Source organism: Komagataeibacter ossonobensis, from assembly GCF_057359305.1.
In genome coordinates, this window is the sequence record NZ_JBXAYQ010000017.1 from 40,987 (window position 1) to 57,298 (window position 16,312).

Genomic DNA, 16,312 nt, shown 5'->3' on the forward strand with positions numbered 1-16,312 from the left:
AGTATCCGCGGGGGATTTTCAGTAGGAATCATACACAGAACCTCAGCGGCCATGCTGCCAGCTCTTGTAGACGAATTCGAGGCTGTAGCCGTCCGGATCGCGGACCTGGGCAGCATAGTATCGTGGGTCATAATGAAGCTGCGGCCCCGGGGAGTGGATGCCGGTTGCACCAGCTGCCAGAGCAGCCTCAAAGGCCGCTTCCACCATGGCGGCAGACTCCGCGACAAAACCGACATGGACCGCCCCGGCTGCTGCCACTCCCTGTTGCAGCCAGAAGAACATGCGGCCCCCGGCACCGAAACCCTTGAGATCCGGATAGTCAACTGGCGCATTCTTTCCGTCATAATCGAGGCGGTTTGTGATTCCGAGGTGTGGAAGCACGGCTTGGTAAAAGGCGATCGATCGGTTGATATCGCTCACTGTCAGAAAGATATGATCGAGCATGGGAAATCCTCAAAGATTATAACAGCCAGACACTTCGATGGCCTGGCATTTCGGTTGCCGCCGAAACCCATGCCAATACTCGTCGGAGCTTATCGCCCGACCTGGAGGAACAAGAGATAATGTCGGCAGCAGATGATTGCTCTCACGTTTCTATCTGAAACCTGCCTGTTTCTGCTTTTTCGTTGATCGGGGGAAAGGGCTGTGAAACAACGCCGGGTATGGAAACGCAGCTTCAGGAACTCAGGCGACTGGCCGCATGGGCAGAAAACCGTCGGACAGAGACAGGCATTCCGCGGGTTGCCATGGTGCAGGGTGAAATCCCGGAGCATCAACTCGCTGCCGTCTATGATCCCATGATCAACCTGATCCTGACAGGGTCAAAAACCATGACAGTGGGCAGCCGGACCCTTCGCTATGATCCAGCGACCTATTTTGTGATGTCGGTCGATCTGCCCGCCGTCGGCGCCTTGCATCCGTCGGAAAAGGGCCAGCCCTACCTGGCGGTGAGCCTGACGCTGACGCCCGCCATTATCGCCAGTCTGCTGGCAGATCTGCCTGAACCTGCTGGGAGCGATCCCTCCAGTCCCGGCTTTTCGGTCGCACCTGTTACCCCGGAGCTACTGGATGCATGGGTTCGTCTGCTACGGCTGATGGAACACCCGGATGAAATTGCCGCCCTTGCGCCAGCCTACGAACGCGAGATCCTGTTTCGTGTCCTGCAGGGACCGCTCGGCTGGATGCTGCGTGACATCGCCACACCTGACACCGCCCTTTCGCGGGTTGCCAATACAGTCCACTGGATCCGGGAAAATTTCGCCAGACCGCTACGTGTCAGCGACCTGGCAGAGATGGCAGCACTCAGCATCTCCACCTTTCATCGCCACTTCAAGGCTGTGACCGCACTGAGCCCGCTTCAGTATCAGAAGCGTGTAAGGCTGCTCCATGCCCGATCGCTCCTGATCGCGGGCGAAGGCAATATAACGTTCGTTGCCTTCCATGTTGGATATGAAAGTCCCAATCAGTTCAGCCGAGACTATGCACGACAGTTTGGCCTTCCTCCCTCCAGAGACGTTGTGCGACTACGGCGGATGACTTCTGGCAGGGATTAATTGCTGTTCACTATGATTATGGAACGGCATGCAGGCCAAGTCCGCTTTTGGAAAAGCCGTAGTCCTTCCTGAGGGCATAAATGAGGCGGAAGCTGACGTGGCTTTGGATGCATAAATTCTACGTTTTATGAGGGCAGGGGCGATTTATTTTCAGTAATCGTTCATGCATAGGCAGAAAAAAGTTCATTAAAACAACCCATTAATCCTGCTTTGCTCTCAACTTGCGATTGCTGCAAGCTGAGAAGCAATCCTGCCCCCGCAACCATATCTTATACAATACCATCAATATACTAAGCCGTCCGGAAGGGCGGCTTTCTGCGTTCCGAATATACGCGCAGGATGCATATAAAATTCTTCGGAAATACCGGATCATCTCATGAGTTGGCAGTTTGACTGGCGATCCGGTGCAGGTCCGCATTGTCATATGTCTGGCATCCATCTGGCACCTGTCCCACAAGCCCGGCAATCGCCTTCGTGACAGTTTTCGCGTCAATCGCGCCATATCCAGCAAGCCTGCCGATTATGAACGGTGCCAGCGCCGCCGCCAGCCGCTGACCGATCGCCTCCATCGGTCGTGCCTCTGCACGGTGACCCAGCAGCATGCCGGGGCGCAGGATGTCCACGCGGCTGAAACCGAGCGCCCTGATGTCGCGCTCGATCGCGCCTTTGGTCCTGAGGTAAAAACCGGGACCGCCCGCCCCCACGGAAGAAACGAGAATGAATTGGCGTGCGCCAAGCGCATGTGCCGCTGTGGCAAAAGCGAGGACATAGTCATGATCCACGCGGAACATGGCCGCCTGCGATCCAGCGGCACGAATTGTGGTGCCCAGACAGGAAATCGCCACGTCAGCGCCAGTTGGGGCGACGGTCCGTAACGTCACCTCGGGTGCCGCGCACAGGCGTTCGAAATCAATGACATGATCGGAGCCAGATGATTTACGGCGCGTCAGGCTGGTGACGATGGTATCAGACCGCGTGGCAAGGTCCGCATCGACAGAACGCCCGATGAGACCAGTGCCCCCGATGAGCAGAACGCGCGTTGTCATCGCAGGATCAGGTTTGTGATGGTGTCGGCAAGCCTGCCGAAGGGTGGCTGAAGCAGTGTTGCCGCATTGAAACGCCCCTGTCGGTACACCCCACGGGCATGAGTAAGCGCGATGAAGCCTTCCTTTCCATGGTACGCCCCAATGCCACTGTCCCCCACACCGCCAAACGGCAGATCGTCCTGCACATAATGCATCAATGTGCCATTGATCGTCACGTTTCCTGAAATCGTGTTCTTCAACACCCTGTCGCGTTCAACGCGGCTGTCGCCAAAATAATACAGGGCCAGAGGCCGGGGACGGGCGTTGATGAAAGCAATCGCTTCATCAAGGTTCCTGTAGGTCAACACAGGCAGGATGGGTCCGAAAATCTCCTCCTGCATGACCGCCAGTTCAGGTCTGACGTCCAGTATGAGAACCGGCGCAAGGACATGGCTGGCGGCTGAATCGCTCCCCATCCGGATGACCTGCGCACCATGCTCCTCGGCATCACGGACCAGACCGCTCAGGCGCTCGTAATGATGCGTGTTGAGAATGGCCGTATAATCAGGCGACCCGGCGTAACCGCCCGGATGCAGCTTTTTCACCGCGTCCTGATAGGCTGCGGCAAAAGCGTCCCTGTCGCCTTCATGAACCAACACATAATCCGGCGCGACGCAGGTCTGCCCGGCATTGGTCAGCTTGCCGAACGCCACGCGGTCCGCCACCCGCTGCATGGAAAAGCCGGGTTCGATCACCACGGGCGACTTGCCGCCCAGTTCCAGCGTGACCGGGGTCAGATTGCGTGCTGCTGCCTCGGCGACCTTCTTTCCAACCGCCGTGCTGCCCGTGAACAGGATATGATCGAAAGGCAGGGCCGAGAATGCGGCGCCCACGTCGCCACCGCCGGTCACGACAGAAATCTGCTCTGCGGGAAAGGCAGCCTGAACGATCTCGCCAATCACTGCCGATGTGGCCGGTGTAAATTCCGACGGTTTGAGCATGGCCCGGTTGCCGGCGGCAATCGCTGTCGCCAGCGGCACGAGGGCAAGCGAGACCGGATAGTTCCACGGCGCGATAATCCCCACGACACCCACCGGTTGCCGCACCACCCAGGCACGACCGTACTGGAAATAGGCCGAGACGTGGCGGCGCTGCGGTTTCATCCAGCACCCCAGATGCGCGATCATGTAATTGATCGACTGCACCAGCGGGATCAGTTCCACGATGGCACTTTCGCGTTCCGAGCGCTGGCCAAAATCCGTTTTCAGGGCGCGCACGATCTCGGTGCGCCGCTTCAGGATTTCGGCTTTCAGGCGCCGCAGATCGGCCCGGCGCTGTTTCAGGTCGGGTGGCCCGGCATTCAGGAACGCGGCGCGCTGGCGGTCGAGAATATGGTTCAGGTCAGCGGGCGTAACATCGGACATCGCATCCTCCATGTTTACAGGAGAAACTTATGCAGGCAGAATATGGAGCATGACGATCTGGTGTCAATAAAAGTTTCTTGTGTAAACATGGACCTCACGAATGAGTGAAACCAGGGACCGCCCCTACCATCACGGTGACCTGCGCCGCGCCCTGATCGATACCGCTCTGGACATGCTGGCCACAGACCAGAACTGGGCGTTCACCCTGCGGGAAGTGGCGCGGCGCACGGGTGTCAGTCACGCAGCGCCCTACAAGCATTTCCGGGATCGCGAGATGCTGTTGCGGGAACTGGCCCGGATCGGCTTCGTCAGGCTTGGGGAAAGCCTGACGGAGGCCATGTCCCCCGATCTGCCGTCCACGCGTGCGCAATTCGTGGCGGCGGCACAGGCCTGTATCGGGTTTGCGTGTCAAAATCCCGGTCTTTATCGGCTGATGTTCAGTTCCGATGCCGATAAGACGATAGACCCACCACTGCATGACGCGGCCATGAAGACCTTCGGGATTCTTCTGGATCTTCTGGAAAGGGGGCAACGTAACGGAAGCTTCCGGCCGGTTGCCGTCAGCGCTTTGGCTGCGGCAAGCTGGGCGCAGGTGCACGGCCTGGCCATGCTGGCGATCAGTCATCAGTTGCTTGAAGAGAAGGTCGGGTCAGCCCCGGTTCCGGCCGCGCTGGACGTGTTGCTGGATGGCATGTGCTGCACCAATTGATTGGGCTACGACGTGTTGCCGTTTTGGAATGAGTGGTAATTTCCCTGATAACCAAAATGAGGCGTAAGCCGCCGATCCGCTATTTTTCAGATGCTGTTTTGCTGTCAACAGTTACCAGCCTGAACGAAGCCCGCCCTGCCGAGACCGCAGGGATGGACGCGAGATTGTAGCGCATGGGATCGAGGCGGGCGGCCATCGTGGCATTCTTCGAAGCCTTCTGAAACCTTTCTTATGATTGCATGATGTTTTCTGATCTGACGATTTCAAGAATATCCAGAATACAGATTTCTATCTGGAACCGGGCAATCCATTTCCGGGTTTGTCCTTGTCAAGGATGTCCATAAGTTCAAATACATTCTGTGTGGCTGCGCCATAGGTAGTGTTGTCATAGATCGTCCAGACATCAATGCCGCGCATGGCAAGGGACGTGACGATTTTTGCATGGGCTTCAATAGCTTCTTTTGTATACATTGATTCATAGATGCGCGGCGAGCCATGCAGCCGAAAATAGGCCAGGTTACGCCAGCCCCCGGGCTGCGCCGCAGGGGATGGTCTGGCCGGATCGGCCGCAACCCGCGTTATCTGCAGTCTTTCCAGCATATGGCTGACTTCGGGTGTGAACCAGCTGGCATGTCTTGGTTCCACAACAACCGGTCCGGCGATCGCGGCTTTCAGGTCATGGAAAAACTGTTCGGCAATAGCCCCGGGATAGGCAAAACTGGGGGGAAGCTGGACCAGGATGGGACCACGTTTGTCACCCAGGCCGCCGGTTTCCTCGGCAAAGCGTTCGATCAACGCCTGACAGTCGGAAAAACGGCGTTCATGTGTGATCGTTTTGGGCAGCTTGACAGAAAAGCGGAACGCAGCCGGCACGCTTGCCGCCCAACGCGCATAGGTCGTGCGTCGGTGCGGTCGATAGAAACTGCTGTTGATCTCGACGGCCGCGATGCGCGCGCCATAGCGTTCCAGATGTGTGCCGACCGTGGGAAACCGGCTGGCCAGTGCGGGGGGGATCGACCAGCCGGCGACGCCGACGCGAATGGACATGAGGGGTTCCTTGCAAACATATTTTCAGTCAGGGAGCATTTTTTATACAGATGCCAGTTACACAATGGCCCTGCTTTCCGGTTTTTCCTGGGCGGGATGCAGGTTGTGTGATTTCGTCCGGTGCGTGGCTGCTTGATCAGGCTGCTGTCAATTCCGTCCGGAAGATCGCTCCAGAAAAATCCTGCAATAATAACAAATATTCAGGAAACACTATTTTCTTGAAAACCGGATAAAAGGACTGTTCCCAAACAATCCATCGGAATGATGTTCCGCCTTTTTTACGGCGCCACCGTAAAATCCAGTTCGTAAGTGGACTGATTGACTGAACGTTGCTGTCGTTCGATATGAATGGCCGGATCATGGGGTAGCAATCCGTTGACCAGATACACCGTATCCGGTCCCACACCATGATTGGTATAGGCCAGTTGATATGCACCCGGTGTCAGTCTGGTCGCTATATGAAAGCGCAGGCTGATCACACCGCTTCCCGTCCGTAGTGTCATGACCGATGGAAAAGCAGCATCGGCAACAGTAAGGGAGGCCGGGTTACCATTGATGGAAAACGACAGTCCCTGCCTGACCCGTGCAACATAAGCCTGCTGTTCCTGTGGTGACAGGATGCCGTCTGCGTTGCTGTCAATCTGGTTAATGACACCGGATGCCACATCCACACCGGGCGTCAGCCGCAGGGTCATGGCAATATGCTGTCGTGTGACATCAATGACCGTGGCCTGCAGGTATTCATCCAGCCGGTGTGCATACGCAGGGCTACGGGCTGCCGACAGTCCGATCATCGCCAGCCATACGAACCGGGCCCAGTTCATGGCATGGTATACCCGGTGCCATAGTCGTTGGTAGGATCACGATAGACGGTATGCACATGCATGGTCGGATCATCACCCACGCCCTGTGGTGAAAATTCGATCAGCAGTCGTGGCCCCTGAATACGGTAATAGGATGATCCATTACGATCCGGCGCATGGGTTGTCGGGCCGCTCCATGCAAACCATGTATTGTCCAGATCATCCCGTATTTCCTTCAGGCGCGGGGTGGCATAGGCGTCGTTTATGATCCCTGCCCATTCCCCGATCACGCCTGTCAGCAAATCCTTTTGTGTCGTAGTCAGTGCAGACCCCTTTATTCCTTCGGGAATGAGGGTTTCCCCATCATGGCCCGGTCCCTGCACCAGATCCTCTACCCTGTACGAAAGGATGGCCTGCTGGCGCTGTTTTGTATCCAGGGCATCCAGCAGGGCAAAGGCACTGTCATTTTCACCTGCCAGAACACGCACTGTCCTGCCGTCCGCCTGATAGATCGCAGGCTGTGCGCCCGTCAGGGTCGGGGTCATGACACCATGCTGTCCGTCAATGACAATGTTAAGCCCCAGATGATGGCCACCAAACTGCACCATCCATGGGCTGGTCGTACCCGGTTTGCCAAAAATCGCAATGGTATAGACGGCTTTGCCCGACGCGAACGGCGTGCCGGCATCCGCCAGCGCCTGATCGCCCCCCATTATGTCCATGACCTTCTGATAGCCTTTCGGGCTTAAAACGGTCTGCAGCAGATGGAATGCCGCAGTGCGCTGGGCAGGTGTCAACCGGCCCATCTGCAATCCCGGCCGCGGCACGTCACTGACCGGGAAGTTGGACCACACCGACGTGCCATAGCGTTCGCCAATAAAACCACCGGGCGGTCCCATGCCCGGTCCACGGGCCATGGGGGCAACTGCCTGCGCGTCGGTTACCGGCTGGACAGGCTGGTCAGGGGCGCTGCGCCGGAAGCGGGCCAGCATGCCGGATTTTTGTGTAACAAATGGAAACTGCACTTTCGCACGGCTGGTGGCGTCAAATGTTGCAAGAAAGGACAGTGCGGCGCTGGCGACGGCCTGTGTCTGGCTGGTGGCCGGATCTGTCCCCGTGCCGGGCGAAGCCATGGCTGCCATGGCCGGGACCGTTCGGGCCATGATGGGGAGTGTGGCCAGAAACAGTCCACCAGCCATCAGGGAAATCTTTCGCATCAGTCCTCTGCTTTTCGCCATTGCATGGGATCGTTCCCGTGTGACCGAACACTGCCCGCCGGGCGTCACGGGATCAAGGGCTTTCCCTTTTGTGGTTTTCCTGTCCAGAATATGGCCTGTTGTCATGGGGGTATCCGTTTTACCGGACTGTCCGGCATGGCCGCCGCTCTGTTGCAATGATCCGTCAGGAAACCGTCATGTCCCATCCTGTATCCCGTCCGAAACCTTCATGCGGACTGTCCCGCCTGTTGTCCCTGCTGGTCGCGGGGACCGGACTTGTGGTGCTGGGTATGGCGGATGCCCACGCCACGGACTGCGCCGATCTTGCCCACCGTGCCCTGCCGGATGCGACCTTCACCATGGTGGAGACCGTAGCTGCCGGAAGCTGGCAGCCGCCACAGGACCAGTTGACCCGCATCATGTCAGCACCGGGCATGAATGTGGCGGGCCGCCCGACACAGGCCCCCAATCCCGCGTTCTGCCGTGTGGCGATTACGCTGCATCCATCATCTGATTCCCGTATCCGCACGGAAGTCTGGCTGCCGCTCAAGGGATGGAATGGCAAGCTGCTGGGGGTTGGCAATTTTGGCTGGGCCGGTTCGCTCATGTATTACGGCATGGCGACGGGTGTAGCCGAAGGCTATGCCGTGGCCAGCACTGACACCGGGCATGACAGTTCCACCCCCGAAGGGCAGGGGGGACGTTTTACGCTGGGGCACCCGGAAAAGATGATCGACTACGCCTACCGTGCCGATCACCTGATGACGGTGGCGGCAAAGGCGCTGATCCGGAATTTCTATGGACGGAAGGCGGCGCATGCCTACTGGATCGGCTGTTCTTTGGGTGGACTTGAAGGGCTGATCGAGGCCAGGCGCTATCCCGAGGACTATGACGGGATCGTGGCTGGCGCGCCGCCCAATCCGATCGTGAACTTCAATGCCGAACAGTTATGGGCAGGGTGGATGAGCTACCATAACCCGGCCCTGCGTGTATCGCGGGACAAATTCCACCTGCTGAACACGGCGGTCATGAATGCCTGTGCGTCACCGGTTGGCAGGAAACAGGGTTTTCTGGATGAACCGGACAAATGCACCTTCACTCCCGAACAGTTGCAGTGCAAGGGCAAGAACACGGCAAAATGCCTGACTGCGAACGAGGTGCAGGCCGCCAATAATATCTATCAGGGGCCACTTGACCCGCAAACGCACCAGGTCATTTTCCCCGGCCCGGCAAAGGGAAGCGAGGACGGGTTCTCGGCTGATGGCAAGCCGTTCCCTGTTGCCCTTGATTTGTTCAGATACGCAGCGTTCCAGAACCCGGACTGGAACTGGACAACGCTGAAATGGGACACGGACATTCAGGAAGCCACGCGCAAGGTCGGGCCATTACTGCATGTGGATGACAACCTGACGCCTTTCTTCCGTCATGGTGGCAGGCTGCTCATGTATATCGGCTGGAACGATGGGCATAACCCTGAACAGCTGGCGGGATATTATCAGGCGGTGCAGCGCAATGCCGGGCCTGCGGGTGCGGATGCGGTGCGGCTGATAACCATTCCGGGCATGGGACACTGCTATGGCGGTGCGGCGTGTGACACGTTCAGCAAGCTGGGTGCGATTGATAACTGGGTCAGCCACAAACAGGCGCCGGAGCAGATCATTGCGGCCCGCGTGGACAATGGGCAGGTCGTGCGTACGCGGCCACTCTGCGCATGGCCGAAAGTCGCGCGTTATGATGGCCATGGCAACATGGATGATGCCGCCAGCTTTGCCTGCGTATCGCCCGACGCCCATTAAGGGTTTGCCCAGCGGACCATAAGAAAGTTTTTTCTGAAGATTTTTCAAAAAGTTTTAAAAAATACTTCCCATGATACTTTTGTTATTAAAGAAAAATACAATGTCTCTCAGTAACGGATGTGACTGAGGGGACTTTATTATTGCGGATAATGACAGGAAGCCATCCCGTCATTATCCGCAATGGTCTGGTTCAGAACGCCGCGTCGATATCGACCACGTTAATCAGCTTGTGGTTGATGAACTCCTTGATGCCAAGGCCGATCAGTTCACGGCCATAGCCGGAGTTCTTGATGCCACCAAACGGCAGGTCCGCCTTGGGCGACAGGGGATGGTTGATGAACACCATGCCGGTGCGGATGGCGCGGGCCACACGTGCACCACGTGCCTCGTCGCGGGTGAAAACCGAGCCACCCAGCCCATAAGGGGAGTCATTGGCGATGCGGATGGCGTCCGCCTCGTCCTTCGCACGGTAGATCTGGGTTACAGGGCCAAAGAATTCCCAGTGGCGGGCCGCATTCTTCCCATCAAGGTTGGACATCAGCAGCGGCTGGAAAAACGCGCCCTGTTCAGGCACTGGTGCTCCGATGATCTCGACCTTCGCACCCAGATCCATCGCCCGCGTAACCTGATCGCGCAGGTCGTCTGCCGCGGCCTGTGACGACAGGGGGGCAAGCGTTGTGGCCGGGTCCATCGGGTCGCCAGCCTTCAGGGCGGCGACACCTTCCTTGTACAGGGCAAGGAACTGGTCATAAACCGCATCCGCCACGATCAGGCGCTTGGCCGAGACACAGACCTGACCAGCATTCCAGTGCCGGCCGATCACTGCCCAGCGGGCTGCTTTTTCCACATCGGCGTCATCCAGAACGATGAAGGCATCCGCACCGCCCAGTTCCATGGTCGCCTTTTTCAGCGCCTTGCCTGCAATGCCGGCAATCACGGTGCCAGCACCTTCCGAACCCGTCAGGGCGACACCACACACGCGCGGGTCGTTCAGGATCATGGCGGTGTGGGGACGTGCCGCATACAGGTTGCGGAACAGACCCTTGGGCAGACCCGCTTCGGCCATCAGCGTATCAAAGGCGGCAGCGCACTGCGGCAGGTTGGATGCGTGCTTGAGCAGCACGGCATTACCGGCCGAAAGCTGCGGTGCGATAATGCGCACGACCTGATAGAAGGGGAAGTTCCACGGTTCGATCGCCAGCACGATGCCCAGCGGTTCGTGAACCAGAACGGGTTTGCCTTCCGCGGGGTTGGCGACGGGCAGGATTTCCGGCTTCAGCAGCTCTTCGGCATGGCTGGCATAGTATTCGAAGATCTCGGCGGAAAGAATGACTTCTTTCTTTGATTCCTCGAACAGCTTGCCCATTTCCAGCGTGCCAAGGCGGGCATATTTATCAATATCACGACGCAGGATGGCGGCCGCCGCGTTCATGACCTTTGCCCGGTCGGTAAAGGACGTGTCGCGCCAGCTTTCAAAAGCGGCATGTGCTTCGCTCAGTGCCGCCTGCACTTCGGCATCCGTGGCATCGGGGAAGGTGGCAACAACTTCGTTGGTATAGGGATTGGTTGATGCGTAAGCCATTTTGGATATCTGTCCCTTAATATAGCCAGTTATGTCCGGGATACGGCGTGTGGCCATATCCCGGTGGTCGTTCAGTGGAAATCAGGCAGCCGCTTCAAGTATCTGGCGGCTGACATCCAGCGTGACATCACCGTTTTCACCCAGGTGGGTCATGCCGTGATCTTCAAGCTGCTTCACCAGATCATTGATGCCTTCCGCCCCGATGTCGTAGGCAGACAGGCGGGTCGGCACGCCAAGGTTTTCAAAGAATTCCTCGGTCTTGCGAATGACGGCATCGATCCGCTGGTCTTCCGTGCCATCGGTCAGGTTCCACACCCGTGCGGCATACTGCAGCAGCTTGGCGCGCTTTTCGGTGCGGCGTACCTTCAGCAGGGCAGGGAACACCATGGCCAGCGTGCGGGCATGGTCGATGTGGTATTTCGCCGTGATTTCATGACCGATCATGTGCGTGGTCCAGTCATGCGGCACGCCCGCGCCGATCAGGCCATTCAGCGCCAGGGTCGCAACCCACATGAGGTTGGAGCGCAGGTCATAATCATCTGGCGTGGCAATGATACGCGGCCCGATTTCCACCAGGCTGGACAGCAGCCCTTCGGAAAAGCGATCCTGCGCCATGCCATCGACCGGATAGGTCATGTACTGCTCCATCACATGCACGAAGGAGTCCACGACACCATTGATGACCTGCTTCATGGGCAGGCTCATGGTGCGCATGGGGTCCAGAACGGAAAAGCGCGGATAGACCAGCGGGTTGGAAAACAGCAGCTTGTCGCCCGTGGACTGGCGCGAAATCACGCTCAGGCAGTTCATTTCAGACCCGGTGGCGGGCAGGGTGACAACGGTGCCCAGCGGCAGCGCCTTCTTCGCCGCGTCGCCCTTGCTGACCAGGATATCCCACGGCTCGCCCTCATACGGCACGGCGGCGGCAACGAATTTGGTGCCGTCCATGACCGACCCACCGCCCACGGCCAGCAGGAAATCGAGCTTTTCCGCCCGCACCATGGCCACGGCCTTCATCAGGGTTTCGTAAGTGGGGTTGGCTTCAATGCCACCAAACTCACGGAAGGTCCGGTTGCCCAGGGCCGCACGGACTTCGTTCAACGTGCCGCTGCGTTCGGCGCTGGAGCCACCATACAGCACGAGCACGCGGGCTTCGGGCGACAGTTGGTCATCAAGGCGCGCAATCATGCCTTTGCCAAACAGGACCCGTGTGGGGTTGTAAAATTCGAAATTCTGCATCTTTGCACCTATTGGACCGGTCGTATCTATTAGACCGGTCATCTATTAAAATCGCAGGACAGACCGTTGGGGCATGTCCGGCACGCTAGATTTCCAGAAGCTGCCTGCTTGCTTCCCACGCATGATCAAACGGTGGAGAACTGTGGGTGATCTTCACCATGAGCGTCGACCCCAGCCAGAGCTGGTAAAGGGATGCCGCCAACATCAGCGCGGGCTGTGTGCTGCCAATCGATCCCTCTTCCTGTCCTTTGGCAATGACAGCACTGATCCGGTCAATGACCGTGCGGGTGCCGACATCGAGAATGGCGCGCATCCGTTCGGACAGGTCCGAGACTTCCGCCGCCAGCTTTACGATCAGGCATTTGTTGCCGATCTGCCCTTCGATATGGGTGTCGCGCCAGAACTGGCAGTAGCGGGTGATCCGCTGTGCGGCGTTCTCATCGTCGTTTCCCAGGATGTCATCCATCTTGATCAGGTAATCGTCGATATAGGTCTGGAGCAGGGCCTCGCCAAAGGCTTCCTTTGATTCGAAGTAATGGTAGAACGACCCCTTGGGAATGCCCGCGACATCGAGTATCTGCGCCAGACCGACGGCCGAGAAACCACGCTGGCCGATAAGCGGCCGGGCCGCTTCCAGAATGTGCTGCCGGGCAGCGCGATGTTTCTCTGCGATCTTCATGGAAGTCTATATATGGGTGACCAGTCGGCATGTCCAGACAAAAATTAGACCGGTCGTCTTTTCTTTCGAAAGAGTCCATTCAGGTCACATGCCGGGACATGATGTCCTCGATCATGTTTTCGACCAGATGCGTGGTGCGCGAAAGCTGGCGCGTGCGGTCATGCACCAGCGCCAGCGTAAGGTGCGGCACGTTTGTGCCCACAAGTGGCACAAAGACCAGATCCCCCCGCATCACTTCGGCCATCACGTCCAGAGAACTCAGGAAACCGATCCCGATCCCGCCCGTGACAAGGGAAATGATCATCTGGACATTATTGGCCCGTGCCGCAACGTGGGGAATGATGCGCCGGGTATCCATAAGCCGTGCAAAGACGGATGAAAGTGCAAGCGGCTGTTCCGGTATCACCATGGGGTAATCCGCGCATTGCGTCAGCCTGACAGCGCCATGTTGCGCCAGCGGGTGGTCGGGACGGCAGATGAAGCCAAGCGGAAAGGACATGCGGCGCAGGATTGTAAGGTCGCGCATCTCTTCAGGGTCCAGCACAAGGGCAAGGTCGCCTTCGCCAGACAGCAGGGCATGATGGATCCGCCGGTTATCGCGAATGTTCAGGTTCAGCACCACGCCGGGATGGCTGTGCTTCATGCGCGTGACCAGTTCGGGCAGGAAGGCGCGTGACAGGGCCTCGGGCGCCAGCAGGTCAACCTGGCCACGACGTATGCCCTTCAGGTCATCAATCTGGCGGTTCAGGTCATCAAGTTCCCTGACCCAGCGCCGCGCACAGCCATACAGCAGTTCACCTGCCGTCGTCAGGCGCATGCCCGTGGGCAGGCGTTCGAACAGCGGGGTCTGCAGCTGTTTTTCACCCAGCAGGATGTGCCGGTTGATGGCGGACCCCGCAATATGCAGCTCCTCCGCCGCCCTGCGGATGGAGCGATGGCGGGCAACAGCCAGGAAATAGACCAGAAAGCGGGAAAAGGGCTGCATGCGTTCTTATTTTGAGAATGAAGAAGGATTAATTATGATATATCTGAGGGCACATCGCGTGTGAAATGATCTTTCTGAAAGCCGCCGGGCCACCCCGGCCCGTTCAGGAGAACCGATCGTGACCACCGCCGCCAGCACCCGCCCCAACGATACCCACAGCTTGCCCCGCACCATGACGTTTGATGTGGATGACTGGAACATCCTTGCCCGGTGCTGGTATCCCGTAGCCCTTGTGCGTGAACTGGGCGACCGGCCATTGGGCGTGACCCTGCTGGATGCGCCGCTGGTGATCTATCGGGCGGGGGCAGATATTGTCATTGCCGATGACCTGTGCCCGCATCGTGGCGTGCCGCTCAGCATGGGCAAGGGCGATGGGCAGACCGTGGCCTGTGCCTATCACGGGTTCCGTTTTGGCGGGCAGGGGAAGTGTGTCAAGGTCCCCGCCCATCCCGACAGCGGCATTCCGTCAAAGCTCAACCTGCGTACCTATCCGGCGGTGGAACGCTATGGCCTGATCTGGACCTGCCTGCGGCCGGAGGGGGAAGCGGTCGCCATTCCCCCCATGCCGCACTGGAATGACCCGGACTTCCAGCAGATCAACTGTCCATGGATCGATATTGCCGGTTTTGCCGGAAGGCAGGTCGAAGGGTTCATTGACGTGGCGCATTTCGCCTTTGTCCATACCGATACCTTTGCCGATCCTGAAAATCCTGTCGTGCCGCCCTATAAAACCCGCATTACGCCCGATGGGTTCGAGGCGGAATACCGCAGCAGTGTCGGCAATTACCCCATTGGCAAATCCGATCGCGGGCGTCCGGGCTTTGAATGGCTGCGGCATTTCCGGGTGCATGCGCCTTTTGTCGCGACGCTGGAAATCCATTTTCCTGATAATGGCCGCCTTGTCATCATGAATGCGGCATCCCCCGTATCGGCCCGGCAGACGCGCATGTTCGCGCCGATGTGCCGTAACTTCGACAAGGACCTGCCGCTGCAGGATGTGTACGATTTCAACCTGAAAGTATTTGAGGAAGACCGCGCGCTGGTCGAAGCCCAGAAGCCGGAGAACCTGCCGCTGGACCCGACGCTGGAGGCACATGTGATGGCCGACCGCAGTTCGATCGCCTATCGCCGTGCCCTGCGCACGATGGGGCTGAGCCAGTTCTTTACCGCCTGAAGGAAACGCAGACCATGTCTACCCTGTTTCCTGTAATCGTTGGTGACGCCGTTCCGGAAGGGATGGAGTGCGTGCGCCTGCGTCTGGTTGCGCGCGCCGGTGATGATGCCCTGCCTGATTTTGAACCGGGCGCGCATGTGGATGTCATGACGCCTTCGGGCCTGATCCGGCAGTATTCCCTGTGTGGACCGCCTGATGATCCATCCGCCTATGAACTGTGCATCAAGCGCGAAGCGAATTCCCGTGGCGGATCGGAATCACTGTGCACGCAGGCCCGGCAGGGTATGGAACTGCGGATATCCAGGCCCCGCAATGCGTTTCCCCTGCCACGGGCACGGCGCTACATCCTTGTCGCGGGCGGGATTGGCGTGACCCCGCTGCTGTCCATGATGGCGCGGTTGCAGCAAAACGGTGCGGACTGGCAGTTTTATTATTATGCGCGCGTGCCTGAACACGCGCCGTTTGGGGACATGCTGCGCAAGCCCCCTTATGCGGCGCATGTCCGTTTCGGTTCCAGCCTGAAAAACGGGTATCCGGATGCGCTGGCCAGCCCATGTGCCGATACGGCCATCATGTTGTGCGGGCCGGATGGGTTCATGAATGCCGTCTATGCCCATGCCGTCGCAGTAGGATGGCTGACGGATCAGATCCATACCGAATATTTCCGGCCCACGGAAACGGCGCATGTCCTTTCGGACCGGCCGTTTGAGGTGGTTCTGGCGCAATCGGGGCAGGTCGTGAGCGTGCCGTCGGGGCAGAGCATCGCATCAGCCCTGCTTGCGGCGGGGGTGGATGTTCCCCTGTCATGTGAACAGGGCATGTGCGGGGCCTGTGTCGTGCCGCTGCTGGCAGGTGAGGGGGACCATCGGGATATGGTCCTGACGGAAGAAGAACAGGGTGGCAATATTGCCCTGTGCTGTTCACGCAGTCGCAGTCCTTCCCTGACACTGGGTATGTAAGGAATTGTAAAAAGGAAAGTTTTCGGGTGTCGCCTTTTTTCAAAAAGGCGACGTTTCCTGAAGATTTTTGAAAAAAAGCTTCACCAAAAAAACTTTTTCATGATTTTCTGAAGGCTTTAC

15 protein-coding genes are annotated in these 16,312 nt (G+C 58.3%); 5 read left to right on the forward strand and 10 right to left on the reverse strand.

Features of this window, described 5'->3' with window-relative positions:
• Positions 1-42: 42 nt before the first annotated feature.
• Positions 43-444, reverse strand: a complete 402-nt coding sequence (locus AC1RQ9_RS10915) for a VOC family protein (RefSeq protein WP_485986904.1) — start codon at positions 442-444, stop codon at positions 43-45.
• 218 nt (positions 445-662) lie between these two features.
• Between AC1RQ9_RS10915 and AC1RQ9_RS10920 the strand changes: the two genes are divergently transcribed.
• Positions 663-1,553 carry an AraC family transcriptional regulator gene (locus tag AC1RQ9_RS10920; RefSeq protein ID WP_485986906.1) on the forward strand — a complete coding sequence of 297 codons (891 nt, stop codon included), beginning with the start codon at positions 663-665 and terminating at the stop codon, positions 1,551-1,553.
• 374 nt (positions 1,554-1,927) lie between these two features.
• Here the strand turns inward: AC1RQ9_RS10920 and AC1RQ9_RS10925 are convergent, their stop codons facing one another.
• Positions 1,928-2,599, reverse strand: coding sequence for an NAD(P)H-binding protein (locus AC1RQ9_RS10925; protein ID WP_485986907.1), 672 nt, complete (start codon positions 2,597-2,599; stop codon positions 1,928-1,930).
• Positions 2,596-4,002, reverse strand: coding sequence for a coniferyl aldehyde dehydrogenase (locus AC1RQ9_RS10930; RefSeq protein WP_485986908.1), 1,407 nt, complete (start codon positions 4,000-4,002; stop codon positions 2,596-2,598). The genes AC1RQ9_RS10925 and AC1RQ9_RS10930 overlap by 4 nt, the downstream gene beginning before the upstream one ends.
• A gap of 100 nt (positions 4,003-4,102) precedes the next feature.
• Between AC1RQ9_RS10930 and AC1RQ9_RS10935 the strand changes: the two genes are divergently transcribed.
• Entirely contained in the window at positions 4,103-4,711 is a 609-nt protein-coding gene (locus AC1RQ9_RS10935) for a TetR/AcrR family transcriptional regulator (RefSeq protein ID WP_485986909.1), read from the forward strand.
• 288 nt (positions 4,712-4,999) lie between these two features.
• On the opposite strand, the gene AC1RQ9_RS10940 is transcribed toward AC1RQ9_RS10935, so the two are convergent.
• From AC1RQ9_RS10940 to AC1RQ9_RS10950, 3 genes are all read right to left on the reverse strand, one after another.
• Complete coding sequence (locus tag AC1RQ9_RS10940; protein ID WP_485986910.1) at positions 5,000-5,758, reverse strand: DUF72 domain-containing protein; 759 nt, start codon at positions 5,756-5,758, stop codon at positions 5,000-5,002.
• Between the two features lie 278 nt (positions 5,759-6,036).
• Positions 6,037-6,582 carry a hypothetical protein gene (locus AC1RQ9_RS10945; RefSeq protein WP_485986911.1) on the reverse strand — a complete coding sequence of 182 codons (546 nt, stop codon included), beginning with the start codon at positions 6,580-6,582 and terminating at the stop codon, positions 6,037-6,039.
• Positions 6,579-7,778 (reverse strand): DUF3500 domain-containing protein, encoded by a 1,200-nt coding sequence (locus AC1RQ9_RS10950; RefSeq protein WP_485986912.1) that lies wholly within the window; start codon positions 7,776-7,778, stop codon positions 6,579-6,581. Before AC1RQ9_RS10950 ends, AC1RQ9_RS10945 begins: the two co-directional genes overlap by 4 nt.
• A gap of 197 nt (positions 7,779-7,975) precedes the next feature.
• Between AC1RQ9_RS10950 and AC1RQ9_RS10955 the strand changes: the two genes are divergently transcribed.
• Positions 7,976-9,574, forward strand: a complete 1,599-nt coding sequence (locus AC1RQ9_RS10955) for a tannase/feruloyl esterase family alpha/beta hydrolase (RefSeq protein WP_485986913.1) — start codon at positions 7,976-7,978, stop codon at positions 9,572-9,574.
• A gap of 190 nt (positions 9,575-9,764) precedes the next feature.
• Here the strand turns inward: AC1RQ9_RS10955 and AC1RQ9_RS10960 are convergent, their stop codons facing one another.
• The 4 genes from AC1RQ9_RS10960 to AC1RQ9_RS10975 form a co-directional block, all read right to left on the reverse strand.
• Positions 9,765-11,156: an NAD-dependent succinate-semialdehyde dehydrogenase gene (locus AC1RQ9_RS10960; protein ID WP_485986915.1), complete on the reverse strand. Its 1,392-nt coding sequence runs from the start codon at positions 11,154-11,156 to the stop codon at positions 9,765-9,767.
• A gap of 81 nt (positions 11,157-11,237) precedes the next feature.
• The gene (locus tag AC1RQ9_RS10965) at positions 11,238-12,395 is read right to left on the reverse strand and encodes an iron-containing alcohol dehydrogenase (RefSeq protein ID WP_485986916.1); all 1,158 of its coding nucleotides are present in this window, start codon (positions 12,393-12,395) and stop codon (positions 11,238-11,240) included.
• Positions 12,396-12,480: 85 nt separating this feature from the next.
• Complete coding sequence (locus tag AC1RQ9_RS10970; protein WP_010516898.1) at positions 12,481-13,074, reverse strand: TetR/AcrR family transcriptional regulator; 594 nt, start codon at positions 13,072-13,074, stop codon at positions 12,481-12,483.
• Positions 13,075-13,153: 79 nt separating this feature from the next.
• The gene (locus AC1RQ9_RS10975) at positions 13,154-14,059 is read right to left on the reverse strand and encodes a LysR family transcriptional regulator (RefSeq protein WP_485986917.1); all 906 of its coding nucleotides are present in this window, start codon (positions 14,057-14,059) and stop codon (positions 13,154-13,156) included.
• A gap of 172 nt (positions 14,060-14,231) precedes the next feature.
• On the opposite strand from AC1RQ9_RS10975, the gene AC1RQ9_RS10980 reads away from it, so the two are divergent.
• Positions 14,232-15,233 carry an aromatic ring-hydroxylating dioxygenase subunit alpha gene (locus tag AC1RQ9_RS10980; RefSeq protein ID WP_485986931.1) on the forward strand — a complete coding sequence of 334 codons (1,002 nt, stop codon included), beginning with the start codon at positions 14,232-14,234 and terminating at the stop codon, positions 15,231-15,233.
• Positions 15,234-15,247: 14 nt separating this feature from the next.
• Positions 15,248-16,192 carry a PDR/VanB family oxidoreductase gene (locus tag AC1RQ9_RS10985; RefSeq protein ID WP_485986919.1) on the forward strand — a complete coding sequence of 315 codons (945 nt, stop codon included), beginning with the start codon at positions 15,248-15,250 and terminating at the stop codon, positions 16,190-16,192.
• The last annotated feature ends 120 nt before the right edge of the window (positions 16,193-16,312 follow it).